The sequence below is a fragment of the Clostridia bacterium genome (assembly GCA_017410375.1).
Lineage (GTDB): Bacteria > Bacillota > Clostridia > RGIG6154 > RGIG6154 > RGIG6154.
The window spans coordinates 24,333-49,491 of the sequence record JAFQQW010000016.1; the positions used below are offsets into that span (position 1 = coordinate 24,333).

At 38.6% G+C, this 25,159-nt stretch carries 26 protein-coding genes; 25 read left to right on the plus strand and 1 reads right to left on the minus strand.

From position 1 onward, the window contains the following. The first annotated feature begins 209 nt into the window (after window positions 1-209). The 25 genes from recA to IJE10_02260 all read left to right on the plus strand — a co-directional run bounded on the left by recA (window position 210) and on the right by IJE10_02260 (window position 23,651). A complete protein-coding gene (gene recA / locus IJE10_02140) occupies window positions 210-1,262 on the plus strand; it encodes a recombinase RecA (GenBank protein ID MBQ2966908.1) in 1,053 nt (350 codons plus the stop codon). Further along, window positions 1,252-1,869: a regulatory protein RecX gene (locus tag IJE10_02145; protein ID MBQ2966909.1), complete on the plus strand. Its 618-nt coding sequence runs from the start codon at window positions 1,252-1,254 to the stop codon at window positions 1,867-1,869. The genes recA and IJE10_02145 overlap by 11 nt, the downstream gene beginning before the upstream one ends. Then, on the plus strand, window positions 1,862-3,187 hold the full coding sequence (rimO, locus tag IJE10_02150) for a 30S ribosomal protein S12 methylthiotransferase RimO (protein MBQ2966910.1): 1,326 nt from the start codon (window positions 1,862-1,864) through the stop codon (window positions 3,185-3,187). The genes IJE10_02145 and rimO overlap by 8 nt, the downstream gene beginning before the upstream one ends. Before the next feature lie 15 nt (window positions 3,188-3,202). Beyond that, window positions 3,203-3,727, plus strand: coding sequence for a CDP-diacylglycerol--glycerol-3-phosphate 3-phosphatidyltransferase (pgsA, locus tag IJE10_02155; GenBank protein ID MBQ2966911.1), 525 nt, complete (start codon window positions 3,203-3,205; stop codon window positions 3,725-3,727). Between the two features lie 18 nt (window positions 3,728-3,745). Beyond that, the gene (acpP, locus tag IJE10_02160) at window positions 3,746-3,973 is read left to right on the plus strand and encodes an acyl carrier protein (GenBank protein ID MBQ2966912.1); all 228 of its coding nucleotides are present in this window, start codon (window positions 3,746-3,748) and stop codon (window positions 3,971-3,973) included. Between the two features lie 63 nt (window positions 3,974-4,036). Continuing rightward, on the plus strand, window positions 4,037-4,687 hold the full coding sequence (gene rnc, locus IJE10_02165; GenBank protein ID MBQ2966913.1) for a ribonuclease III: 651 nt from the start codon (window positions 4,037-4,039) through the stop codon (window positions 4,685-4,687). Window positions 4,688-4,700: 13 nt separating this feature from the next. Continuing rightward, window positions 4,701-8,276: a chromosome segregation protein SMC gene (gene smc, locus IJE10_02170; GenBank protein ID MBQ2966914.1), complete on the plus strand. Its 3,576-nt coding sequence runs from the start codon at window positions 4,701-4,703 to the stop codon at window positions 8,274-8,276. Between the two features lie 12 nt (window positions 8,277-8,288). Further along, on the plus strand, window positions 8,289-9,197 hold the full coding sequence (gene ftsY, locus IJE10_02175) for a signal recognition particle-docking protein FtsY (GenBank protein ID MBQ2966915.1): 909 nt from the start codon (window positions 8,289-8,291) through the stop codon (window positions 9,195-9,197). Between the two features lie 15 nt (window positions 9,198-9,212). Continuing rightward, window positions 9,213-11,942 (plus strand): UPF0182 family protein, encoded by a 2,730-nt coding sequence (locus tag IJE10_02180; protein MBQ2966916.1) that lies wholly within the window; start codon window positions 9,213-9,215, stop codon window positions 11,940-11,942. Between the two features lie 93 nt (window positions 11,943-12,035). Further along, window positions 12,036-12,374, plus strand: coding sequence for a hypothetical protein (locus tag IJE10_02185; protein ID MBQ2966917.1), 339 nt, complete (start codon window positions 12,036-12,038; stop codon window positions 12,372-12,374). A 13-nt stretch (window positions 12,375-12,387) separates the two neighbouring features. Beyond that, a complete protein-coding gene (ffh, locus tag IJE10_02190; GenBank protein MBQ2966918.1) occupies window positions 12,388-13,719 on the plus strand; it encodes a signal recognition particle protein in 1,332 nt (443 codons plus the stop codon). Between the two features lie 44 nt (window positions 13,720-13,763). Next, the gene (gene rpsP, locus IJE10_02195) at window positions 13,764-14,009 is read left to right on the plus strand and encodes a 30S ribosomal protein S16 (GenBank protein ID MBQ2966919.1); all 246 of its coding nucleotides are present in this window, start codon (window positions 13,764-13,766) and stop codon (window positions 14,007-14,009) included. A 12-nt stretch (window positions 14,010-14,021) separates the two neighbouring features. Next, window positions 14,022-14,249, plus strand: coding sequence for a KH domain-containing protein (locus IJE10_02200; GenBank protein ID MBQ2966920.1), 228 nt, complete (start codon window positions 14,022-14,024; stop codon window positions 14,247-14,249). After that, window positions 14,246-14,740, plus strand: coding sequence for a 16S rRNA processing protein RimM (gene rimM, locus IJE10_02205; protein MBQ2966921.1), 495 nt, complete (start codon window positions 14,246-14,248; stop codon window positions 14,738-14,740). Before IJE10_02200 ends, rimM begins: the two co-directional genes overlap by 4 nt. Further along, window positions 14,740-15,819: a tRNA (guanosine(37)-N1)-methyltransferase TrmD gene (gene trmD / locus IJE10_02210; protein MBQ2966922.1), complete on the plus strand. Its 1,080-nt coding sequence runs from the start codon at window positions 14,740-14,742 to the stop codon at window positions 15,817-15,819. The genes rimM and trmD overlap by 1 nt, the downstream gene beginning before the upstream one ends. Window positions 15,820-15,940: 121 nt before the next feature. Then, complete coding sequence (rplS, locus tag IJE10_02215) at window positions 15,941-16,282, plus strand: 50S ribosomal protein L19 (protein ID MBQ2966923.1); 342 nt, start codon at window positions 15,941-15,943, stop codon at window positions 16,280-16,282. 89 nt (window positions 16,283-16,371) lie between these two features. After that, the gene (lepB, locus tag IJE10_02220; protein MBQ2966924.1) at window positions 16,372-16,974 is read left to right on the plus strand and encodes a signal peptidase I; all 603 of its coding nucleotides are present in this window, start codon (window positions 16,372-16,374) and stop codon (window positions 16,972-16,974) included. A 12-nt stretch (window positions 16,975-16,986) separates the two neighbouring features. Continuing rightward, window positions 16,987-17,841 carry a ribosome biogenesis GTPase YlqF gene (gene ylqF, locus IJE10_02225; GenBank protein MBQ2966925.1) on the plus strand — a complete coding sequence of 285 codons (855 nt, stop codon included), beginning with the start codon at window positions 16,987-16,989 and terminating at the stop codon, window positions 17,839-17,841. A 3-nt stretch (window positions 17,842-17,844) separates the two neighbouring features. Further along, window positions 17,845-18,450 carry a ribonuclease HII gene (locus IJE10_02230; GenBank protein MBQ2966926.1) on the plus strand — a complete coding sequence of 202 codons (606 nt, stop codon included), beginning with the start codon at window positions 17,845-17,847 and terminating at the stop codon, window positions 18,448-18,450. Next, the gene (locus IJE10_02235; protein MBQ2966927.1) at window positions 18,447-18,815 is read left to right on the plus strand and encodes a YraN family protein; all 369 of its coding nucleotides are present in this window, start codon (window positions 18,447-18,449) and stop codon (window positions 18,813-18,815) included. The genes IJE10_02230 and IJE10_02235 overlap by 4 nt, the downstream gene beginning before the upstream one ends. A gap of 151 nt (window positions 18,816-18,966) precedes the next feature. Further along, window positions 18,967-20,154 carry a pyridoxal phosphate-dependent aminotransferase gene (locus IJE10_02240; GenBank protein ID MBQ2966928.1) on the plus strand — a complete coding sequence of 396 codons (1,188 nt, stop codon included), beginning with the start codon at window positions 18,967-18,969 and terminating at the stop codon, window positions 20,152-20,154. A gap of 17 nt (window positions 20,155-20,171) precedes the next feature. Then, entirely contained in the window at window positions 20,172-20,942 is a 771-nt protein-coding gene (gene proC / locus IJE10_02245; protein ID MBQ2966929.1) for a pyrroline-5-carboxylate reductase, read from the plus strand. Window positions 20,943-21,090: 148 nt separating this feature from the next. Continuing rightward, complete coding sequence (locus IJE10_02250) at window positions 21,091-21,552, plus strand: stage II sporulation protein M (protein MBQ2966930.1); 462 nt, start codon at window positions 21,091-21,093, stop codon at window positions 21,550-21,552. A 56-nt stretch (window positions 21,553-21,608) separates the two neighbouring features. After that, window positions 21,609-22,475, plus strand: a complete 867-nt coding sequence (locus tag IJE10_02255; GenBank protein MBQ2966931.1) for a tyrosine-type recombinase/integrase — start codon at window positions 21,609-21,611, stop codon at window positions 22,473-22,475. A 42-nt stretch (window positions 22,476-22,517) separates the two neighbouring features. Next, window positions 22,518-23,651, plus strand: a complete 1,134-nt coding sequence (locus IJE10_02260) for a D-alanyl-D-alanine carboxypeptidase (protein ID MBQ2966932.1) — start codon at window positions 22,518-22,520, stop codon at window positions 23,649-23,651. A gap of 35 nt (window positions 23,652-23,686) precedes the next feature. Here IJE10_02260 and IJE10_02265 read toward each other — a convergent pair whose 3' ends face one another. Further along, on the minus strand, window positions 23,687-24,640 hold the full coding sequence (locus IJE10_02265) for a tyrosine recombinase XerC (GenBank protein ID MBQ2966933.1): 954 nt from the start codon (window positions 24,638-24,640) through the stop codon (window positions 23,687-23,689). Between the last annotated feature and the right edge of the window lie 519 nt (window positions 24,641-25,159).

Below are 25,159 nucleotides of genomic sequence, written 5' to 3' on the forward strand. Positions count from 1 at the left end.
TATAGTGTTTTGATTGACTTTTGATGTGTTTATATGGTATAATAATTGCGACCAAAGAAAAAACACTTCGTGTTTTACATTTATGCAATTATTGTACCACGGAGTGATGAAGCAAGCCGACTACGGCTTGCACTTATGGTATAATATACAAAATATAATGTTTCAACAACTTGGTTTTCTATTTTTAAATAAGAGGGAGAGAAAAAGATATGAGTGATCAGAAGAAAAAAGCGCTGGAAAGTGCAATGAAAGATATCGAAAAACAGTTCGGCAAAGGCGCCATAGATCGTTTGGGCAACACCAAACGTATGAACGTAGATGTTATTCCGACAGATATTTTAAGCCTTGACCTCGCTATGGGCGTAGGTGGCTTGCCCAAAGGAAGAATTATCGAAATTTTCGGACCTGAATCTTCCGGTAAAACAACTGTTTCGCTTTGTGCAATTGCAGCAGCACAGCGTCGTGGTGGCGATGTGGCATTTATTGACGCCGAGCATGCATTAGACCCTGAATATGCAGAATTGTTGGGGGTTGACATTGACAACCTGCTTATTTCTCAGCCAAATTCCGGTGAAGAAGCTCTGGAAATTACCGATACATTGGTTCGTAGCGGTGCTGTGGATATGATTGTTATTGACTCTGTTGCAGCACTGGTTCCCAAATCTGAAATTGAGGGCTTGATGGGCGACAGCCATGTGGGGGCACATGCAAGACTTATGGCACAGGCGTTAAGAAAGCTTACCGGCTACATAAGCAAAACCAATACGGTTGTTATTTTTATTAACCAGCTTCGTGAAAAAGTTGGTGTTATTTACGGTAATCCCGAAGTTACCACCGGTGGCCGTGCTTTGAAATTCGCTTCCAGTGTTCGTCTGGAAGTTCGCAAAGCAGAAACACTCAAAGTTGGTGGCGATGTTATTGGTAACCGTACCAAGGTTAAGGTTGTAAAAAACAAAGTAGCTGCTCCTTTTAAAGAAGCATTCTTTGATATTATTTTCGGCGAAGGCGTTTCTACCGAAGGTGTGATTTTGGATTATGCAGTTGAATTTGATATTGTAACCAAAGCCGGCGCTTGGTTCTCTTACGGCGAGCAGAGAATGGGACAGGGTAAGGATGCCGCAAAAGCATTCCTTAACGATAATCCTGAATTACAGGAAGAAATCAAGGCAAAGGTTATGAAAGTCATTGAAGAAAACACCGCTAAAAACCGCAAAGGAACAAAAGATACAACTGACGACGCGGTGACAAACGATGCAGAATAAAATCACAGACATCAAACAACAACAGAAAAATCAGGAACGTTTTTCTGTGTATGTCAACGGTCAATACGCTTTTAGTCTTGATGGCGTTGATTTGTTAAAGGAAAGCTTGTCGGTTGGTCAGATTTTATCTGAAAGCGATATTGAACGCATAATGATGCGTTCCGAGAGTTCTAAATGCCTGCAAACAGCCCTTTCTCTTGCACAGAGCAGAATGTACACAGAACGCGATTTGCGAAAAAAACTCTCTTCAAAAGGTTTTTCTGAAGATAGTGTTGGTTTTTCTATCTCTGAGCTGAAACGCTATAACTATGTAGATGATGCTTTGTTTGCACAAATGTATGTTTCGGAAGTCAAACAGAAGTATGGACCTTTAAAGATTAAACAAAAGCTGTTTGAAAAAGGTATTTCGTCCGAGATTATTGCAGAAGTTCTGCAATATGTGGAGAACACAGACTCTGCAGTGGATGTTCTGCGTACAAAAATGCGGAACCAACCCATTTCAGATGAAGATTATCAGAAAGCACTGCGGTTTCTGGCACAACGCGGTTTTAACTACGAACAAGCAAAAAAAACAATCGATACCTATATGGAGGCATTTTATGAATAAAGTCAACATAATCTCTCTGGGGTGCGCCAAGAATTTAACCGATGCAGAAATTATGCTTGGTAAGCTCCAGGCTGCCGGTTATGAGATTGTTGAAAATCAGAATCATGCAGAAATTATTATTGTAAACACCTGTTGTTTTATTGACAGTGCAAAACAGGAGTCAATTGAAACAATTCTGGATATCGCAGATTTGAAAAAAGATGCAAAATTAAAGCTTTTGATTGTAGCAGGTTGTATGGGGGAGCGGTTCAAGCAGGAGGTTCTCGATGAACTCCCTGAAGTGGACGCGGTTTGCGGTACAGGCGATTTTGCTGATATTTGTGATGTGATTGAACAAGCTGAGAAAAAGAGGGGCTTGTATTTAAAAGGGTGCGAAAATGCACCTCTGGAAGTGGATTGCCGAACCTTGCTCACGCCGCCTTATACCGCATATCTGAAAATTGCTGAAGGTTGCGATAATCATTGTACATACTGTGTCATACCGTCTATTCGTGGCAAATACAGAAGCAGAAAAATGGAAAACATTTTGGACGAGGCGGAACTTTTAGTTCAAAACGGCGCAAAAGAGCTTGTTATTATTGCGCAGGATGTTTCCTGCTACGGGAAAGACATCTATGGAAAATACGCTTTACCTGAACTGATCACAAAGCTTACGACGATAGAAGGGTTAGAATGGCTTAGATTACATTATTTGTATCCGGAGGAAATAGACGACACACTTTTAGATGCTATTGCATCAAACCCGAAAATCGTTCGTTATTTCGATATTCCGATTCAACATATTTCAGATGATGTTCTGAAAAGAATGGGCAGGAAAACGACAGGTGCCGAAATTATCGGGCTTATTCAAAAAATCAGGTCTAAAATGCCTGATGCGGTTATCCGTACATCTCTTATCGTTGGATTTCCAGGTGAAACAGAAGAATCTTTTAACGAGTTGCTTAAATTTGTCAGAACATATAAAATTGAACATCTGGGTGCTTTTACTTTCAGTTGTGAAGAAGGTACACCTGCTGCAAAGTTGCCCGACCAAATTGATGAAGATGTAAAAATCTTCAGACAAGAAAAAGTCATGGAGCTTCAATATGAGATTGTCGAAGCACACAACAATTCAAGAATCGGCAGAACGGAAAAGGTTCTTGTTGAAGGCTATGACCGTGTTATCAAACTTTATTTCGGAAGAACCTACAGAGATTCGATAGATGTCGATGCAAAAGTTTTTGTACATTCTGAGAAAACACTTGACATCGGTGGGTTTTATGATGTAAAATTAACTGATGTGCTTGACTACGATATGCTTGGTGAACTAAGCGAATAGAGAGGAGAACAACTGATGAATTTACCAAATAAATTAACACTGCTGCGTATACTGATTGTTCCTTTTTTTGTGGCAGTTTTACTGATTGATGCCATTCCGTTTAACACATGGATTGCAACAGTTTTGTTTGTTATCGCATCCATTACAGACTCTCTGGACGGTCATATTGCAAGAAAATATAATCTTGTGACCGACTTCGGGAAATTTGCAGACCCCATTGCGGATAAGATTCTTGTGGTTTCGGCATGTGTTTGTCTCGTTGAACTTGGAACAATTCCTGCCTGGTCTGTTTTAATCATTATTTTTCGTGAGTTTGTTGTGTCCGGACTTCGCATGTCGGCGGCGGCTAAAAATGTTGTTATTCCGGCTGACAAACTCGGAAAGTTAAAAACCGTTACACAAATGATAGCTTTAATTCTTCTGATGCCGGGTCTTTTAACACAGTGGTACATACCGCAAATCTTATACTATATCAGTGTAGCTTTAACCTTTATTTCGGGTGTCAGCTACATTGTTAAAGGTAAAGAAATTATATTATAATTATTAGGAGGAATAAACATGGTTTTTGAAAAAATCAAAAGCTCACTTGCTGAACAATTGGGGATTGAAGAATCTACCATCACACTCGAATCAACTTTTATCGAAGATTTAAATATTGATTCACTGGACTTGGTTGAACTGATTCTTGCACTTGAAGAGGAATATCAGATCGTTATTCCGGAAGAGGAAGCAGAAAACTTAACCACAGTCGGAGATGTTGTGAATTACGTCAACAACCACATCTGATTCCAATAGAGTGTGTCTTGTGTTCAAGGCACACTCATTGCTGTTTTAATAGGAGAGATTTATTTGATTAATTTGACAGATTTTGAAAACAAAATCGGATATAAATTCAAAAACAAAGCACTTTTAACCGAAGCACTTACACATACATCTTATGCAAATGAGCATGGCACCAAGTCCTTTGAACGGCTTGAGTTCTTGGGCGATTCCATTCTTGGCTTTGTCGTAGCCGAAAATCTTTATACCATGTATCAAAATAAAGATGAGGGCTTTTTGAGCAAAACGCGCGCCGGCATTGTATGTGAAGATTCTTTATCCGAAATTGCCCGTTCATTAGGGATTCCGGATGTTCTGTTGTTAGGTGTCGGTGAAGAAAAAAGCCGTGGCAGAGAAAAAAATTCAATTATTTCAGACGTTGTGGAAGCGACTATTGCTGCCGTTTATAAGGATAGTGACTTTGAAACCGCAAAAGAACTTATCAATCGAATCATTCCGCAAGACACATATTTAAAATGCGGCATTTCCGATTACAAATCCACGTTGCAGGAAACATTTAAGCAAAGCAAAGTTTCATATGATACAATCCCATTTACGGATGATGACGTCAACATGTTCCGTTCTCGTGTTTTTCTGGATGGAAAATGCAAAGGAGAGGGGACCGGCATAACAAAAAAGGCAGCAGAACAGCGTGCTGCACAACATGCTTTAGAAAAATAAACAGAGGTATACTATGTTTTTAAAATATTTGGAAGTACAGGGATTTAAATCCTTTCCTGATAAGATTAAAATAGAACTGCACCCCGGCATTACCGGTATTGTTGGTCCGAACGGAAGCGGTAAAAGCAATGTTTCTGATGCTATTCGTTGGGTATTGGGTGAGCAAAGTGCTAAAAGTCTTAGAGGCGGCAAAATGGAGGATGTAATATTTGCAGGTACGCAGGAACGTAAGCCTATGGGCTTTGCAGAGGTTTCTGTTTGCTTTGACAACGCCGACAGACATTTTAAAATTGATTTTGATGAAGTTTTGATTACAAGACGTTATTTCAGATCCGGTGAAAGTGAATATTATTTAAACAAAACCTCCTGCCGTCTGCGAGACATTCACGAACTGATGATGGATACCGGTATGGGCAAAGATGGTTATTCCATGGTTGGTCAGGGCAAAATAGATGAAATTATCTCTGCAAAGCCGGAAGACAGACGTCTTATTTTTGAAGAGGCGGCAGGTATCTCAAAATTCCGTTACAGAAAACAAGAATCTGAACGCAAAATGCAGCAAACAGGCGAGAATTTAATTCGTTTGCTGGATATTATCGGCGAAATTGAAGGAAGATTAGACCCATTAGAACGCGAATCTGCAAAAGCAAAAGAATATTTGAAATTGCGTGATGAACTGAAAGAGAACGAAATCAGCCTTTCTCTTTATTTACTGGACGATTTAAAAGTAAAGCTTTCCAAAACGCATGAAAATTTAGAGACCAATCAACGTGACCTGGAAAAAGCGAGAGAAAGTATTGCAGAATTCGAAAAGCAAAACGTAATTTTGACTGATTCTTCCAGAAAACAGCAGGAAAAGCTGGATTCTGCGATTGAAAAAACGTATCAGATAAAAAACGATATTTCTTCCCTTGAAAATAAAATCGATATACTCAATAACAGCAAAGCATTCAATGTTGAAAACATAAACAGAATTCGTGCCGAAATCAGAACCCTTACCGAAAAGTGTGGAAAAGCATCCAAATCCATACTTGAATTGGATGAAGCACAGGAACAGGCTTTTTCTGAAAAAGATAAGCATACAAAATTTCTTACCGAGCTGCAAAATAAAATATTAAGCCTCAGTACAAACAGCACTGAAGATGTCAGACGTATTGAAGAACTTAACACGTCCATTCTGGAAAATCTGAATCTTTCTGCGGAGCTAAAAGCGGATGTATCTTCAGCAAACACATTGATTGAATCAAACAAAAATCGTCTGTTGTCAGTTGAAGAGGATATTCAGATTGCAAAGGAAGACATTGAAATTGCAGACCGGCGACTAAGTACAGAAAAGAAAAACGGTGATTTACTGCAAGCTAAGCTTGCGGATTTACAGAAGAAAAGCGAAAAAGCTGTTGAAGATTACGCAACAACGCAAAACAAACACAAAACAGCGCTGGATGAATTACAGCAATTCAAAAACAATCTTGAACAAACTGTTTCCAGACAAAAAATGCTCTCCGATCTGGAAAACGCTATGGATGGCTATGCTTATAGTGTGAAAACTGTGATCCAGGCTTCCAAAACCGGTCGTTTGCCAAATGTAACATTATATGGCACCGTATCGTCTGTGATTCAGGTACCGGTAGAATATACTACCGCAATTGAAGTTGCAATCGGAAATGCAGCACAAAACATCATCACCCGGAACGAAGAGGATGCGAAACGCGCTATTCAGTTCCTTAAATCTGTAAAGGGTGGCAGAGCGACCTTTTTGCCCGTTTCCGCGGTAAAGGGGAATGCTTTTGATGCAAAAAAATTCAAGGGAAACTATGGATTTGTCGACATTGCATCTAATCTTGTTAACAACGATCCCCGATACGACGGTGTTGTTTCGGAACTTTTGGGTCGCACACTTGTTTTTGAAACACTGGATCAGGCAATTTCTTTTTCAAAAAAAGAAGGACAACGATACCGTCTTGTAACACTTGAAGGTGAAATTTTAACTCCGGGTGGTGCCATTACCGGTGGTCACTTAAGCAAGAACAGCGGTTTTCTCACTCGTAAAAATCAGATTGATGAGCTTAAAAATTCAGCTGTTGCTCTTGAAAGAAAAATTGCAAACTGCGAAGATATAGTTGTAAAACTTGAAGAACAGTGTTCTGCATCCAAAAAACTCTTAGATGATGCCGAAAATGATGTACGCCTTTGTCAAAACGAGCTGTTTAAACTGAACTATAATTTTGAACACTACAAAACGGTTCTTTCTGGACACGAAAATGAACTGCGGGAACTTGAAAACGAAAAGAAAAAGCTTTTACTTTCTTTTGATGCTATTAAAGCAGATGCTGAATCAAAAAAAGAAAAAGCAAAAGAGTGCGAAAAGCTTGTTGCTGAAATGCAGACAGAATTAAGAACTTTACAGGAAAAGAATAGCAACGACCTTTCCGAAACCGCTTCTCTTAACAGTAAAATTGCGGGTGTTCAGATTGAAATTGCCAACATTGATAATGACATCCGTGGGTTTGAAAACGAAAAGAACAGACTGCAAGCTGAAATAGATGAACACCAAAATCAAATTAATTTGAAAAATATGGAGCTTTCATCCACCGACAACGAAGGCGGTTCTTTCCTTAAAAAAATTGAATCTTTCGAATCTGAAATCACACAAAAAAATACCGAGCTTTCTTCAATTGAACAGGATATCCAGAGACTCAGAGCTGAGAAAGAATCAATAGAAACGGATATCGCCAACAATCTTAACGCCTTAAAAGATGCAAACGAAAATACTGTTGCACTTTCTCAGGAACAGGTGCGTATTGAAAACAAAGAAACGCGTCAGCAGGCAGAATTCGACAGTATAACCAACCGCATGTGGGAAGACTATGAACTGACATACATTTCGGCACAACCCTTGCGTAAGGTTATTGAGGATATCCCCGAGGCACAAAAGCTTGTTAACGGCTTAAAAAACAAAATCAAGTCACTTGGCAATATTAATCTGTCTGCAATTGAAGAATTTGCAGAACTGAAAGAGCGTTATGAATTTTTGTCCATCCAACGCAAAGATATGGAAGATGCGAAAGAAACATTGTCCAAGCTGATTGATGATATGGAAGTGCTGATGACAAAACAGTTCCGCGAACAGCTTGAAATCATTAACGCGGCTTTTAAACGTGTATTCAGTCATCTGTTCAGCGGGGGTACAGCCGAACTCGTTTTATCCGACCCTGAAAACATTTTAACATCAGGTGTTGAAATTGTTGCACAGCCGCCCGGTAAGAAGCTGCAGAATATGACATTGTTCTCCGGTGGAGAAAAGGCAATTATTGCGATATCTTTACTTTTTGCACTTTTGGAAGTCAGACCCTCACCACTCTGTATTCTGGACGAAATTGAAGCGGCACTTGACGATGTAAACGTTGCGAGATTTGCTTCTTATTTGCGCAATATCAGTCAAAATTCCCAGATTGCTATTATTACGCACAGAAGGGGCACAATGGAAGAAGCGGATCGTCTTTACGGTGTTACCATGCAGGAGAAAGGTATCTCTAAGCTGTTACAGCTCAATATTGATGAAATTGAACAGAAAATTTTAAAAAAATAACAGGAGGATATAATGGGCTTTTTTGATAAATTAAAAAAAGGATTAGAAAAAACCAAAAACGACTTCTCTGAAAAAATCAATGACGTTTTTGCATCCTTTGTAAAAGTAGACGAAGACCTTTTTGATGAACTTGAAGAAACATTGATTATGGCTGATGTAGGCGTTGAAACGGTTGAGGATGTCCTCGACACCTTGCGTGACAAGGTGAAGCATGCAAACATCAAAGATGCTGAAGCTGTTAAAAATCTTCTGATTGAAACCTTAAGCGAAATCTTAAAGCAAAATGATACTTCGATGAAACTCGACACAACACCTTCCATAATCATTGTTGTCGGTGTAAACGGCGTCGGAAAAACAACAAGTATCGGAAAAATGGCACACTACTACAAAGAGCAAGGAAAAAAGGTGTTGTTAGCTGCCGGAGATACATTTCGTGCAGCTGCAGCAGAACAGCTTCAGATTTGGTCCGAGCGCGCAGGCGTTGATATCATAAAGCATGCGGAAGGAGCAGACCCCGGCGCAGTTATTTTCGATGCAATCAATGCTGCAAAAACAAGACACTCTAATCTCATCATATGTGATACAGCCGGAAGACTTCACAATAAGAAAAACCTCATGGATGAGCTCAAAAAAATTATGCGAATTATTGACCGCGAACTGCCAAACGCTTCAAAAGAAGTTCTTTTGGTTCTGGATGCTACAACCGGTCAGAATGCCTTACTTCAAACCAAAACATTTGATGAATCAGTTGGTCTTACGGGCTTAATTCTGACAAAACTGGACGGTACTGCGAAAGGTGGCGTAATCATCGGCCTTTCCCACGAGCAGTCATTACCGGTTAAATTTGTCGGTGTAGGGGAGCAGATGGACGACTTACAACCCTTTGATGCGGATGATTTTTCGAAAATATTGTTTGAATAATATAAAGGAGCTTATATGAAAGAAAAAGAAATTTATTCTGCACATTTGACGCGGAGAAAGATTCGAAAAGCCATATTTGCGATTTCAGCTTTTGTTTTACTGTTTTTTCTCTTTATCGGTTTTTCTATTTATTCGGAATATCTTGAGATTCAGGAGATTGGTTCACAATTTGTCGGAATATTTTTTAAGCGTCTGCTTACGCAAATATTATTCTCGTCAGCGTTTTTTGTGTTATGCTTTGGTCTTGTTGCTGTAAACACCGGCTTTATCAAGAAAAATTTAAACCGTGCAGGTGTCATCCATTCCATTTTCGAGCATAAGATTCTGCTGATTTTAATTCAACTCGCGATTTCTTTTTTTGTTTCGCAATATATGTCTGCTTCGTTACACGAGAAGTTCCTCGCGTACCAGAATTCAACCGATTTCAATTTAAAAGACCCGATTTTAGGCTTAGAACTGAGTTTTTATATTTTTCAACGTCCCTTTTGGAACGCGTTAGTCGATAGTGTTTTTTCTGTGTTGGTTTTAGTTGAAATATACAGCCTTATAAGTTATATTCTGTTGTACATCAAAATGGGTGAGCGTGATATTTCTGATTTATTCCACGAAAAAAATATCCTGCTTCATATCGCAATCCAGTTGTTTGTTCTTCTTGCTTTTTTGGCAGCATCTGTCTGGTTTGATGCACAGGAAATTCTAACAGGACGGTTTATGCAACTTACAGGCGGCGGATTTGTGGATATAAATCTTTGGTTTAACTTCTACCGTTTTGCACCGCTGTTAATTATATTTTCGGCATTTGTTGCATTATACTTTTTAGTAAAGAAGAGATATATAAAAGCAATCGCGGTTTGTTGCTCTTACTTCGCTGTACTGTTGCTTGTAGGCGTTGTTGCGTGGGTGGTTCAAATGGTTTATGTTTCCCCTAATGAAGTAACGGCAGAGAAGAAATACATCGAGCACAATATTCACTTCACACGTTTTGGTTACGGAATAGACCATGTAGAAGAGTATGAATATCCTGTTTTGGATACAGCTGACGCCTCACAGTTCAACATGGAAAACGAGACCATAAAAAACATCCGGATTATCGATTTCCCTGCAACAATTACCGCAACAAACCAGCTTCAGGGCATTCGTGGATATTACAAGTTCAACGATATGAATGTCGGATACTATGATATAAACGGCAAAAGGAAAGCGGTCGCAATCGGTGTCCGTGAAATTTACAAAGACAACCTCGAGGAATCCTCCAAAAACTATCTGAATGAGAAATTCAGATACACGCATGGTTTTGGTCTGGCAATGGCTGAAATGGATAGTGTAACACCAAAAGGTCAACCCAAATATCTGATTGAGAATTTAGTGCCGGAATCCGCTACAGGAGCACCGGAAATTACACAGCCACGCATTTACTTTGGAGAATTGACGAATGACGATGTAATTGTCAACACGGACATTCCGGAGTTGGATTATTCCGAAGGCACAACCGATGCGGAATTTAATTACGATGGTAACGCAGGCATACAAATGACTTTTTTAAACCGTCTTTTGTTTGCCTTTAAAACCGGAGACCTGCGTATGCTTATCGCCGGTCAGATTTCAAATGAAAGCCGACTGCTCACAAACCGCAATGTGCTACAACGTGTAAAAAAAGTAGCTCCTTTTTTCAAGTATGACAACGATCCGACAATTGCAATTGATGATGACGGCACATTAAAATGGGTTATCGACGGTTACACAACCTCAGATGCATTGCCTTACTCACAGTACACCGACGGATACAATTATATCCGAAATGCATTTAAAGTTGTAGTAGATGCATATTCCGGCGATGTCAAATTCTATGTAATCGATTCTTCCGACCCGATTGTCCGGACTTACCGTAAGATTTATCCGTCTCTGTTTGAAAAACACGATATGCCGGATTCTTTAAAACAGAAAACAAAATATCCCGAATCACTTTTTAAAACACAATGTAATATATATACCCAGTATCATGTTACCAATCCCGGTGTTTTCTACAACAAGAGTGATTTGTATGCGGTTGCTAACGAAAAATATGAACAGAACACACAACCTATTGAGCCATATTACAGTGTGATGAAGCTGGATGAATTTAACCGTGATACAACCGAGCTTGTTCTGATGTTGCCGTTTACGATTTCTAAGCGAGCAAACATGGTTTCATGGATTGCTGTCGGAAATGAAGGGGAGAATTATGGAAAACTTGTTGCGTATAAGTTCCCGAAAAACAAAACCGTTTACGGTCCTATGCAGATAGAAAATATGATTGATAATGATCCGGGGATATCAAAGGAAATGACTTTGTGGAATTCAGGCGGCTCCAATGTAATCCGTGGTAATCTTCTGGTTATTCCTGTAAACGATACGATACTTTATGTAGAGCCGGTATATATTACATCAAACAACGAAGAATCCTTACCCTTGTTACAAAGAGTAATTGTCGGCTTCGGTGAAAACATTGTTATGTCCGATTCTCTGGAAGATGCACTGCTTACTCTTTTTGGCAGTTCTTCTACTCAAAAAGAACAGAATCCTGCATCAACCGATACCGAACCAACTACACCCGATGAAAATGATGTTTCCACAAAAGACGAAAAAATTCAAGCCGTTGCAGACGCATATCATGCGGTTGAAAAAAGTGCTTCTGAAGGGGACTGGACCGCATTCGGGAAATCAATGCAGACTTTAGAACAGGCTATTTCTGACCTAGAAAAATAAATTATTAAAAAGTATTGACAAAACTAAAACTTTGTTGTATAATTAGCTGTAAAGCAAAACGCTTTACAGCTATATTATTTGGAGTGAAGTGTATTGGATGCTTTTTTAGAGTTGTCTCTTTTATATGAGTATTACGGTGCTTTGTTAACCGATATGCAGAAAATGATTTGTGATTTATACTACAATCAGAACCTTACTTTGACAGAAATTGCAGAGGATCTGGGGATTACGAAACAAGGTGTCAGGGATGCGTTGAAAAAATCCGAAAAGCTTCTTTACAAATACGAAGATGCTTTGCACATCCAGTCAAAAAACAATCAATTAGGAGAATTGGTTCAAAAAATTATTTCGTTATTAAATGATTCGACAATTTCCGATACAGAAAAGAAGAAAATGTCGGAACTGGCTGAGCAAATAAACAGTCTTATATAAAATAGGAGGAAACATGGCTTTTGAAAATCTGTCCGAGAAACTCGGGGAAGTATTTAAAAAATTGCGTGGCAAAGGTAAAGTATCCGAAGCAGATGTAAAAGAAGCGATGCGACTGGTTCGCCGTGCTTTACTGGAAGCCGATGTTAACTTTAAAGTTGTAAAAGAATTTATAAACAATGTTTCTGAAAAAGCCGTCGGGAGTCAGGTGCTTGAAAGCTTAACACCCGGACAACAGGTTATAAAAATAGTAAACGAAGAGCTTACAAAACTTATGGGCTCTGATGTTTATAAACCGCAGATTGCATCTAAAGCCCCTACAATTTATATGCTGATGGGATTGCAGGGTGCCGGCAAAACCACAACTTGTGCAAAAATTGCAAAATATTTTAAAAAGCAGGGCAAGAAACCTTTACTCGTTGCCTGTGATATTTACAGACCTGCCGCAATCAAGCAATTACAGGTTGTTAGTGCACAGGTTGAGGCGGATGTCTATACTTTACCGGACGCCAAACCTCTTGCTGTTGTAAAAGGCGCATTGGAATATGCAGCACAAAACCAGAATGACCTTATCATTTTAGATACCGCAGGACGCCTTCATATTGATGAAGAGTTAATGAATGAGCTTAAAGAAATCAAGCTTTTTTCTAACCCTGATGAATTATTGCTTACTCTTGATTCGATGACCGGGCAGGATGCCGTAAATGTAGCAAAGGAATTTGATGAACAAATCGGCATTACCGGTGCGATTCTGACAAAGCTTGACGGTGATACTCGTGGCGGTGCCGCACTTTCCATCAAGGCAGTTGTAGGGAAACCGATTGTTTTTGCTTGCATGGGAGAAAAACTTGACGATATTGAATTGTTTTATCCCGACCGGATGGCTTCCAGAATTTTAGGAATGGGCGATGTGCTTACCTTGATTGATAAAGCACAAAGTGCTTTTGATCAAAAACAGGCTGAGGAACTGGAGAAAAAACTTAGACAAAATACATTTGATTTAAACGATTTTTTAAATCAGATGGAACAAATGAAAAATATGGGTCCGCTTGATCAGTTGCTTGGTATGCTTCCGGGAATGAATAAAGCAGCGATGAAAGGCGTTACGGTGGACGAAAAGCAAATGGCTCGCACCGAAGCGATTATTAAATCCATGACCATGCGTGAGCGCGAACGCCCTGACATCATTGATTTCAGTCGCAGAAAACGTATTGCTGCAGGCTCCGGAACAAGTGTTTCGCAGGTTAATGCCTTGCTCAAACAATTTGAACAAATGCAAAAAATGATTAAGCAGTTCTCAAATCCCAAACAAATGAAAAAATTAAAAGGTTTAAAATTTCCGTTTTAACGGGAAATAATTAATATTTTATTTATATTTAGGAGGAAACTAAAATGGCAGTAAAAATGAGATTAAGAAGAATGGGTTCTAAGAAGGCACCTTTCTACAGAGTGGTTGTTGCAGATTCTAGATACCCCAGAGATGGCAGATTTATTGAAGAAATCGGTACCTACAATCCTTTGACAGACCCCGCAACCGTTAACATTGATGCTGAAAAGGCTCAGAAATGGTTGGGTAACGGTGCACAGCCGACTGATACTGTTAAAGCATTGCTTAAGAAAGCAAACATTACAAAATAAGGAGCGAACAACATGAAAGAACTCCTTACAGAAATCGCCAAAACCTTAGTTGACAACCCTGACGAGGTAACAGTTACTGTTGTGGAAAAAGAGCGTCTTACCGTTCTGCAGTTATCTGTTGCAAAAGAGGATATGGGCAAGGTCATCGGCAGAAAAGGTAAAATTGCACAAGCGATTCGTACCGTTATCAAAGCAGCATCTACACCCGGTGACAAGAAAGTTGTTGTTGACATCTTATGAGCAAAATCGAAGTAGGAAAAATCATTAACGTACACGGGTTGCGCGGCACATTAAAAGTGCAGCCCTGGACAGACTATCCGGAAAAATTCGAAGAGATAGAACGCGTTTTTGTTGATGAAAGTCAATTCATAATTGAAAACGTATCCTATCACAAGCAATCCGTTTTATTAAAGCTCAGTGGAATTGATTTTGTGGATCAAGCTGAAAAAATGCGTAACAAAATCATCACCGCCAATCGTGAGGATTTAGGTCCGTTGCCGGAAGGCGTGTACTATATCGTTGATTTAATCGGTTGCACTGTTTTTGAGAACGATGTTGAAATTGGTGTTTTGGCTGATGTAATCAATAATGGTGGCGTTGATTTATACGAAATCAAACGCAAAGGAATGAAACCTTTGTATTTTCCGGCTGCAAAAGAGAATCTTGTGTCTGTTGACGTTGATGCAAAAAAAATTCAAGTAAAAATTCCGGAAGGATTGTTAGATTTATGATACACTTTGATATTTTAACACTTTTTCCCGAGATTTTTCCTGGTGTATTAGAAACAAGCATTTTAGGGAGAGCGGTTCAAAAAAAACTGCTCTCTTTTAACTATGTAAATATCCGGGATTTTACAACGGATATCCATAACAAAGTGGATGACTATCCATACGGCGGGGGATGCGGTATGCTTATGCAGGCACAGCCCATTTATGATGCATACCAATCGGTTGTTAAAAACAAGCCCAAGCCTTTAACCGTCTATCTTTCTCCGCGCGGCAAGGTTTTTAATCAGGAGGTCGCGAAAGAGATGGTAAAGCACGAACACATTGTTCTGCTATGCGGTCACTATGAAGGCGTTGACCAAAGAGTTATAGATGAAATATCTGATTTTGAGCTTTCAATCGGCGATTATGTTTTAACCGGTGGAGAATTAGGTGCTATGGTTGTTTGTGATGCAGTTTCCCGCCTTGTTCCGGGCGTGTTATCCGAAGAAGCTGGTTTTACAGGTGAGTCCCATTATAATCAACTGTTAGAATACCCTCAGTACACACGTCCTGCGGTTTGGATGGGCAGAAATGTTCCTGAAGTTTTACGCAATGGAAATCAAAAGGATATCGATGCTTGGCGAAAAGAGCAGTCTCTGATTTTGACAGAATCAGCCCGCCCTGATATTTTTTACAACACATCCCATCTTCCTTATGCAGTACGAAATGGTATCAGTAAGGATTACAAATTTAAACTTTTCGGATTTTCTGCCGACATAAACAGTGATACTGTTTTTAAAGAAAAACGGAAATTATATCAGAAGCTGCAAAAAAAAGGCTTTGCTGTACAGGATGTTTTCAAGGTTTATAGTGATTTTAATAAGCTTCAAACAGAACTTTCAAAATGCGAAAAAGCCATTGTTTTAAGCGACGTAACTTTTGATGCCGTAAATACACTTTCTAATCCTGTAATGTGGATTTCATCCGAGAGTGATAAAAACAGCCTGTATCCATATAAAATATCGCAATCCGAAGATTCTGTTATAGATGAAATTCTTACTTTTTTGTCTGTTGCAGAAATTATTTCGAAATTTTCAAAATAATTCAAAAAAAGACTTGCATTTTTAAATAATCTGTGTTATAATAGCATAGTTAAAAGGATGGTCCTCTGGGGGAAGTGCCAAAACCGCCCATGAACATCTTACAAGAGAGGAGGAAATGACAATGAACAAATTGGAAGCAATTGTTAAAGATCAGATCAGAACTGATTTGCCCAAGCTCGTTATCGGTGATACCGTTAAAGTGCACATTAAGGTTAAAGAAGGTTCCAGGGAAAGAATCCAGATTTTTGAAGGTACTATTATTGCTAAGAAGCATGGCGGTATCTCCGAAACATTTACAGTAAGAAGAATTTCTTACGGCGTTGGCGTAGAAAAAGTATTCCCTGTAAATTCTCCTAATATCGACAAGATTGAAATTGTGAGAAAAGGTAAAGTTAGAAGAGCAAAACTCTACTACTTAAGAGATAGAGTTGGTAAGGCTGCTAAAGTTAAGGAAAAGATCTAACAACAAAAAAGCCAGGCGCCGTTTCGGTGCTTGGCTTAATATTTATTTCAGGAAATCATTATTTTTATAAAATATAAAGGAAGAGTACTATGGATGAAGAAAGAATCGTTAACGTTGAAGAAACAGAAACTGTGCCCGAGGAAGGTAAGAAAAAAAGCGTGCAAAGAGAAATTTTAGAGTGGATTGTGGTAATTCTTGCCGCGTTTATAATTGCGCAGCTTATAAACAATTTCGTGTTCCGCTTTGCCAGAGTAGATGGTCCTTCTATGGAACACACATTGCATGATAAAGACTATTTGCTGGTTTGGAAGCTTGGTTATGAACCGCAATGCGGCGACATCATTGTTTTTGAAACAGATATGAATGTACAGGGTCAGATCAAAAAACAATATCTTGTCAAACGTGTAATCGCAACTGAAGGACAGACGGTTGAAGTTAATTACGATACAGATGAAGTTTTTGTTGATGGCAAGCTTATTAAAGAAGACTATATCAAGGAACCGGATATGAGCTCATTTACAGATCAGCAGGTCTATCCGTTAACGGTTCCCGATAACTATATTTATGTGATGGGGGATAACCGAAATAACAGTTTTGACAGCCGTGCAAAAGGTGCTATTCCTGTCTCTGAAATCACAGGTAAAGTTGTATTCAGACTTTTACCTTTTAACGCTATAGGCACTTTAAAATAAAAGGAGTAAATTATGAACATTCAGTGGTTTCCCGGACATATGAAAAAAACGGAACGCCAGATTGAAGAAAACATTCGGTTGGTCGATATTGTCTACGAGCTTGTTGATGCCCGAATCCCGCTTTCCAGTAAAAACCCGGACATTGAACGAATGATACAACAAAAACCGAGAATCATACTTTTAAATAAGTCGGATTTAGCAGATAAAAATGCAACCGATAAGTGGATTTCGTATTATAAATCAGAACACACTGCTGTTATTCCGATTTGTTCTCAGTCCGGCGATGGACTTAAAAACATACAAAAAATAACCGAACAGATGCTTGCTGACAAAATAGCTCGTCAAAAACAAAAAGGCATGGTCGGGAAGGGGATTAAAGCGCTGGTTGTCGGTGTCCCCAATGTTGGCAAATCATCATTTATAAATAAAATTTGCGGCAGAAGCAGTGCTAAAACCGGAGATCGTCCCGGCGTAACAAAAGGTAAGCAATGGATAACCGTAAACCCCTCCTTGCAATTGCTTGACACCCCTGGAATTTTGTGGCCGAAATTCGAAGATAATAACATCGCATATTCTTTGGCATTTACAGGGGCAATCCGAGACGAGATTATCGATGTAGAAGAACTTGGTGTTAAACTTTGTGGTTTGCTGAGAAATTTTTACCCCGATTCTTTACGCGTTCGGTACAAATTAGAAGATTTGTCCGAAGATGATTACGAGCTGTTGCATCAGATAGGAAGAAAAAGAGGCTGTGTTGTCAGTGGAGGCGAAATTGACACGCGCAAAGCAGCGATATTACTTTTAGACGAATTCAGAGGCGGAAAGCTTGGACGTATTACGCTGGAGCTTCCTGCAACACAGAGGTAAAATATGTACGAAATTGAACAGGAAATTTTTGATAATGGCGCAAACTTCATTGCCGGTGTTGATGAAGCTGGCAGAGGTCCTTTAGCAGGTCCCGTTTGCGTTGCTGCAGTGGTTTTGAAAAAGGACTGCTATATTGAAGGCATTAACGATTCCAAAAAACTCAGCGAAAAAAAACGCGAACAACTTTTTGATAAAATTATAGAAGAGGCAGAAGCTTATTCCATTTGTTTTATTTACGAAAAGGAAATTGATGATTTAAACATTTTAAATGCTACCTTCAAAGGTATGAATGATGCGGTAAATTCTTTATCTACAACTCCGGATATGGTACTGATTGACGGTAATGCTATTCGCGGAATGACATTACCACATCAGTGTGTTGTAAAAGGAGATGCGAAATGTAACTCCGTTGGAGCTGCTTCTATTTTAGCAAAGGTTTCGCGTGACAGATATATGATGAAAATGCACGAATTGTATCCCGAGTATTCATTTGACAAGCACAAGGGATACCCGACTAAACTGCATTATGAGTGCCTTGATTTGCATGGTATTTCTCCGATTCACCGCCTTTCTTTTTTAAAGAAATGGAAAAGTGGTGGAGAATCATGATTCCTTTTTACAAGCAAAATATTGGTGCTGTTGGCGAAAACGCAGCAGCAAAGTATTTAAAGAAAAAGAAACATAAAATCATCAAACGAAACTTCAAAAACTATTATGGAGAAGTGGATATTATTACGCAGGATAGAGAATACACTGTTTTTGTAGAGGTGAAAACACGAACGAGTGCTGAATATGGCGAAGCTTCCCGAGCGGTCAATTTACGGAAACAGCAAAAGATAATGCTTGTGGCACAGACCTATTTAAACAATCCTGAAGAAACAAACATTCGTTTCGATATTGTTGAAGTCTATTTAAACAAAGAGAATTTAAAGCTCCAAAAAATCAATCACATTGAAAATGCTTTCGGATTCTAACATATTTTTCGCAAGCAGCGTTTTAAATTCTTTCGTTATTATGCGCAAATAGCGACTAAAATCTGTTTTATATGAATTTTTTATAAAAAGAACTTGCATTTTTTGCATTTTTGTTATAGAATAGAAGCAATTAAAACTTGGAGGTATTCAGATGAATTTTTCAACTAAAAATATGGCAATTGCTCCTTCGCCCACATTGTCAATCGACGCAAAATATAAGCAAATGCTCTCCGAAGGTGTGGATGTTGTCGGTTTTGGTGCCGGCGAACCTGATTTTGATACACCGGAGCACATCCGTAATGCTGCCATCGAAGCAATTCACGGGGGTCAGACCAGATATACACCGGCTGCAGGCACATTAAAGCTCCGTCAGGCTGTTGCAGATAAATTTGCGAAGGAGAACGGTATTTCATACAAGCCTACACAAATTGTCATCAGTAACGGCGCAAAGCATTCCTTAACTAATGCTTTTTCGGCAATTTTAAATCCCGGTGATGAAGTGATTATTCCTGCACCATATTGGGTAAGTTATCCGGAAATGGTTAAAATGGCGGATGGTGTTCCAAAGTTTGTTTATGCTGACGAAGAACACGACTTCAAAATCACGGCAGTTCAATTGGAAGAAGCCATTACCGATAAGACCAAAGCAGTTATTCTTAATTCGCCATCCAATCCTACAGGCATGGTTTATACCGAAAACGAATTGCGTGCATTGGCAGAAACAGCAGTCAAGCACGACCTTATTATCGTGGCAGATGAAATCTACGAAAAATTAATCTACGATGATAATCAGCATGTAAGTATCGCGTCCTTCAGCGAAGAAATTAAAGAACATACCATCACAATTAACGGTGTATCCAAATCCTATGCGATGACAGGCTGGAGAATTGGCTTTGCAGCCGCAAATGATACAATTGCAAAAATTATGTCTAACATTCAGTCTCATGCTGCATCTAATCCCAATTCCATCGCTCAGGCCGCTACATTAGCTGCTTTAGAAGGTCCGCAGGATGAAGTCGAAATGATGCGCAGAACTTTTTCTGAACGCCGTGAACATATGGTTAAAAGAATCAACAGTATTGAAGGCGTTTCCTGTATCATGCCACAGGGTGCATTTTATGTAATGATGAATGTAAAAAAGCTTTTTGGCAAAACATTTTTTGGGAAAACAATACACAACGCAGATGAATTTGCTGAAGTTCTGTTAGAGCACGCAAAAGTAGCTTTGGTGCCCGGCTCCGGTTTTGGTGCAGAAGGCTATGTACGTTGGTCTTATGCAACATCCATTGAAAACATTGATAAAGGCTTAGACAGATTGGAAGCTTTCTTAAAATCCTGATTATTTAGGAGGTAAGTATGAATATTGGCTTTATCGGAACAGGAAATATGGGCGGTGCATTAATCGAAGGACTGTCAAAAAACAACACATACAGTGTCTCCGTTTATGACATTGACCCTGCAAAAGCATCACGGTTCAACAATGTAAAAATTTATGACTCCATTGAGTCTATTGCATCAGAATGTGACGCTTTGGTTTTAACCGTAAAACCATCTGTGTATGATTCGGTATTAAAAATACTTTCTCAGATTCATTATAAAAAAATGCTGATTTCTGTTGCTGCAGGAATTACAACATCATATATTCTGTCAAAGATTCCGAGTGCTGTTGTAATCCGAACAATGCCCAACACGCCTGCATTAGTGGGAGAGGGGATGACGTTGATTGCAGCTTCTTCAAACAAAGAGGCAATACTAGCAACACAAAATATTTTTTCTTCTGTTGGCAAGACCGTTGTTTTGCCTGAAAATCTGATGGAAGCAGGCACAGCGCTTTCCGGCAGCAGTCCGGCTATTGTCTATCACATGATTGATGTTATGGCAAATAATGCGCTTTCATACGGCATCCCTAAAGAACTGGCGATCTCGATAGCTGCACAGGTTCTTTACGGCAGTGCTAAAATGGTTCTGTCCTCATCGGAACATCCGGCATCGTTAACAGATAAAGTTTGTTCCCCCGGAGGAACAACAATTGCTGCAATGAAAACTCTTGCGCAAAAAGGTTTTGAGGATGCAATTCATTCAGCTATGGATGCTTGCGTAGAGAAAACCTTCAAAATGAAAAAATAACATAATTCATACGAATCACTCATATGTTTCTTATAAAAGGGACAAGGCGGTGATTCGTTTGTTTATATATAAAAAAAGATTCCATAAAAAACAAAACAGCGTAAAATCTTTCTATTGGATTATAACAACATTTTGTATGGGTTCGGGAATGATTGCAGGTTTTTTCCTCCCGAATCATGCAAATGACATTTTATATACGACAAATCCACAAGACTCTGTCTTGTTTTCATATTCTCTTTTAAAGAACATTTTTGTCGTTATTTTACTTTTTCTCAATGCATTTTCGTTGGTAGGTTTCCCGCTTTCGGCAATGCTTTTGTTTCTTGCAGGTTTTATGATTTCAGATGCATCAATTTATATATATCTTTTTTCCGATATTTCGCATCTATCCTTTATAATCCGGGCTATGCCACACATAATTATGCAAATTTCCATGTATTTTTTCCTGGCAAACAAGGTATTTCATTATTCCGCCGATCTGTTTGCTACAATACAACTCAACAGAGGAAAAAGAATTATCAGAACGGATTTTTTTAAATTGTTTCTCACGTTTCTATTTTCTGTTCTCCTTGCTTTTTTATCCTCGGCGTACGAAACCTTCATTCTTTAAAAAACACTTTACAAAACACCTTTTTTGATGTAAAATGTGTTTGTGAGGTAATTATTATGGAAGAAAGAAAAAACGAATACTTAACCTACTTAAAAAAGATTAAAAAACTTTCCCAAAATACTCTTATGGCATATTCCAAGGATATAAATGATTACATTTTATACCTGAGCGAACATAAGATTTCACTAAAACGCGTTCGTAAAAATACCATCTTTGGCTTTGAGAATTTTTTGTATCATAAGGGAAAATCAGGCGCGTCTGTCGCCAGAGCGGTTGTATCTGTTCGGGGCTTTCATCAGCATTTGGTAGATGTCGGATTCATGAAATCAAATCCCGCAATAAACGTTGAAACTCCAAAACCCGAACGGTTGCTCCCGGGAATTCTATCGTTAAAAGAAATTGAAATTTTGATGCAACAACCAAACTGCGTCAACTACAAAGGTTATCGTGACAAAGCCATTTTAGAACTTTTATACGCAACAGGTCTTCGTGTTTCTGAGTTGGTACAGTTAAAGCTCTCGCACGTCGATTTTGACAAAGGCACAATATCCTGTACCGACCGTATTATTCCTTTCGGCGCTTTTTCTTCAGAAGCGTTGAAGAAATATGTAGAAAATTCCCCATTTTTAAAAAACGAGAAAACAGATCCTTTCTTGTTTACTAATACAGGTGGTAAGCAGTTAACGCGTCAGGGCGTGTGGAAAATGTTGCGCAAATACAGAACTTTATCCGGCATTCAAAAGGATATCTCGCCACAAATTTTACGAAACTCTTTCGCTGCACATTTGATTGAAAACGGTGCGGATATAAAAATCGTACAGGAACTTATGGGACATACAGCATTATCTTCTACGCTTATATATGCCGAACTAAGCAAAAACAAACTCCGTGACGCATATGACAAAGCACACCCGAGAGCATAATTAAAAACATCTCCACATATAGATGGATGTGGAGGTGTTTTTGTGTATAAAAAGTTTTTTATATGCCTGCTTTGTTTTTTCATGACATTTACAACAGCAAGTGCTAAAGATATCCATTCTATTGAAGCGCAATCCTATGTGCTGATGGATGGTCAAAGCGGAAAAGTTCTTTTAGAGAAAGACAGTGACATGCAGCTTCCACCTGCATCAATAACAAAAATTATGACAATGCTGTTAACCTTGGAGGCTGTCGATAAAGAAGTTATATCTCTGAGCGACATAGTTACAGTAAGCGAAAGTGCCGCTATTCATGAAGGATCACATGTTTTTTTGGAAATAGGCGAGCAAATAAGTGTAGATGACCTGATGAAGGCAGTTGCTGTCGCATCTGGAAATGATGCTGCAAATGCTCTGGCGGAGCACGTATCAGACTCTCAGGATGATTTTGTAAAAGCGATGAACAAACGTGCAAAAGAACTGAAAATGTCAAACACTAATTTTGTGAACTGCAATGGGCTGGACCAGGAAAACCATTACTCTTCAGCAATGGATGTTGCGAAAATGACTTTTGAAATAGCAAAACACCCTGAAATTTTTAAATACACATCCATCTGGATGGATACATTGCGAGACGGAGCATTTCAATTGGCAAACACAAATAAGCTTATTCGTTTTTATGACGGAGCGACCGGCATGAAAACAGGATACACCTCAAATGCCGGTTATTGTTTATCTGCCACAGCAGAAAGAAATGGCATTTCTTTAATTGCGGTTGTCATGAAATCCCCAACCTCTTCGGGTCGTTTTGGAGATGCATCTGCATTACTGAATTACGGATTTGACAGCTATACAATGATAGAATGCGGTAAAAAGGGACAAATTTATGGTGAAATTGCGGTTGAAAAGGGAGAAAATGAATCTGTTCAGGCGGTTTTGTCCGAAGACGTGAATTTAACGGTTTTAAAAGAAGAAAAGGGAAGTGTAGAAGAAAAAATCTTGCTTCCATCAAAGGTTTCAGCGCCGATATACAAAAACAGTACGATTGGAAAAGTGGAGTATCTTATAAACGGCAGAGTAGTGGGGGAAGCGGAATTGGTTGCGTTAAACAATTCCCCAAAAACAACACTTTCCTCATGTTTTAAAAAGCTACTTAAAAATATTATTTCATGTGTATAAATATAAATCACCGCATTGATTGCGGTGATTTATATTTATTCTTCATCGTTTAAACTTGCGAGCGGATTGTTTTTTACAGCATTCCGCCTTTGTTCATCGTCAATATGTGTATAAATTTGTGTTGTTGCAAGCTGATTATGGCCTAAAATTTCCTGCAATGTTCTTAAATCTGTTTCTGCGTATTTATACATCAATGTAGCCGCGGTATGGCGCAGCTTATGTACCGAGTATTTCGTATCATCCAGTCCGGCATCCTTTATATGCTTTTTAACAAGCCACTGAACTGTTTTATTGCTGATTCTGGTTAATCGTTTGCTTAAAAAGAGCGCGTTTTTGTCAATAACACCGTCTGTCGGACGCACACGCATATAATTACGCACCGCAGCAATGCAGGCGTCATTTAAATAAATAACACGTTCTTTGTTGCCTTTGCCGGTTACAATTAAAACATCATCCTTAAAATCATTAATATTTATACCAACCAATTCAGACAAACGAAGGCCGCAATTTAAGAAAAGTGTTAAAATAGCATAGTCTCTGTATTTGTTTTCACCTTCAACAGCGGACAACAGTTGTTTTGACTCATCTAGTGTAAGATACCGCGGGAGCGATTGTTTTATTTTTGGAGAGTCCAATTCTTTCGCAGGATTATCCTTAATATGCTTTGCTTTTGAAGCCATATATTTAAAATAGCTTCTGAGACATGCAACCTTACGCGCTCTGGATGACGCAGTGTTTTTTCTTTCATCTGCCATATACGTTAGGTATGCGTATAAATCAATCAATTCAATGGTTTCAACGAAAGAGTAATCCAGATCAGAGATAGAATCAGTTTTTTCATGTAGCTTGTATTCTTTCATAAACAGAAAAAATATATTCAAATCAGAAGCATACTCTTTAACGGTACTGAAAGACTTACCCTTAATAGATTGCATATACATCAAAAACTCCCGATAAACAAAAGGCTGCTCATTAATATGAAACTCCATTATTTTCTCCCCTCAATTATACAAAATCTTTATTTTGTATAATTATATCATAATTTTCATAGGATGTCAAGTCTTTTTTTTGTAATCAGTCCCCTCACTGTAAAATGTTAAATTATAAATCGAATTACCTCATCAATCGGATTTTTATTTTAACATCTGTTTTTTTGATCCCGATTTATTTCAAATTCTTCAGCTCGGTATTCCATAACACATTTAATCCTACGCTATTTATAAAATTTATAAAAATTTTTCTTCAGGAAATTTCCGAAATGATGTCTCCTCTGTTTTAAAAAATTCCTGAAGATTTTTTTATTTGAATTTTTAAGGCTTTCTTAAATAAATAGAGTTATTTTCTTTTTTTATGCAAAAAATTCTTTTCTTATTTAAAATCCTGTCATTTATGATGTGCCTCCAAGAAATCTTTTCGTTTGGAGTTTTACTTTGTTTTTTACGATACTTGCCTTTGGATGACGGCCTATTCTTTTTTTACTCCGTCCAAATATTTTAACCGGTAAAGTT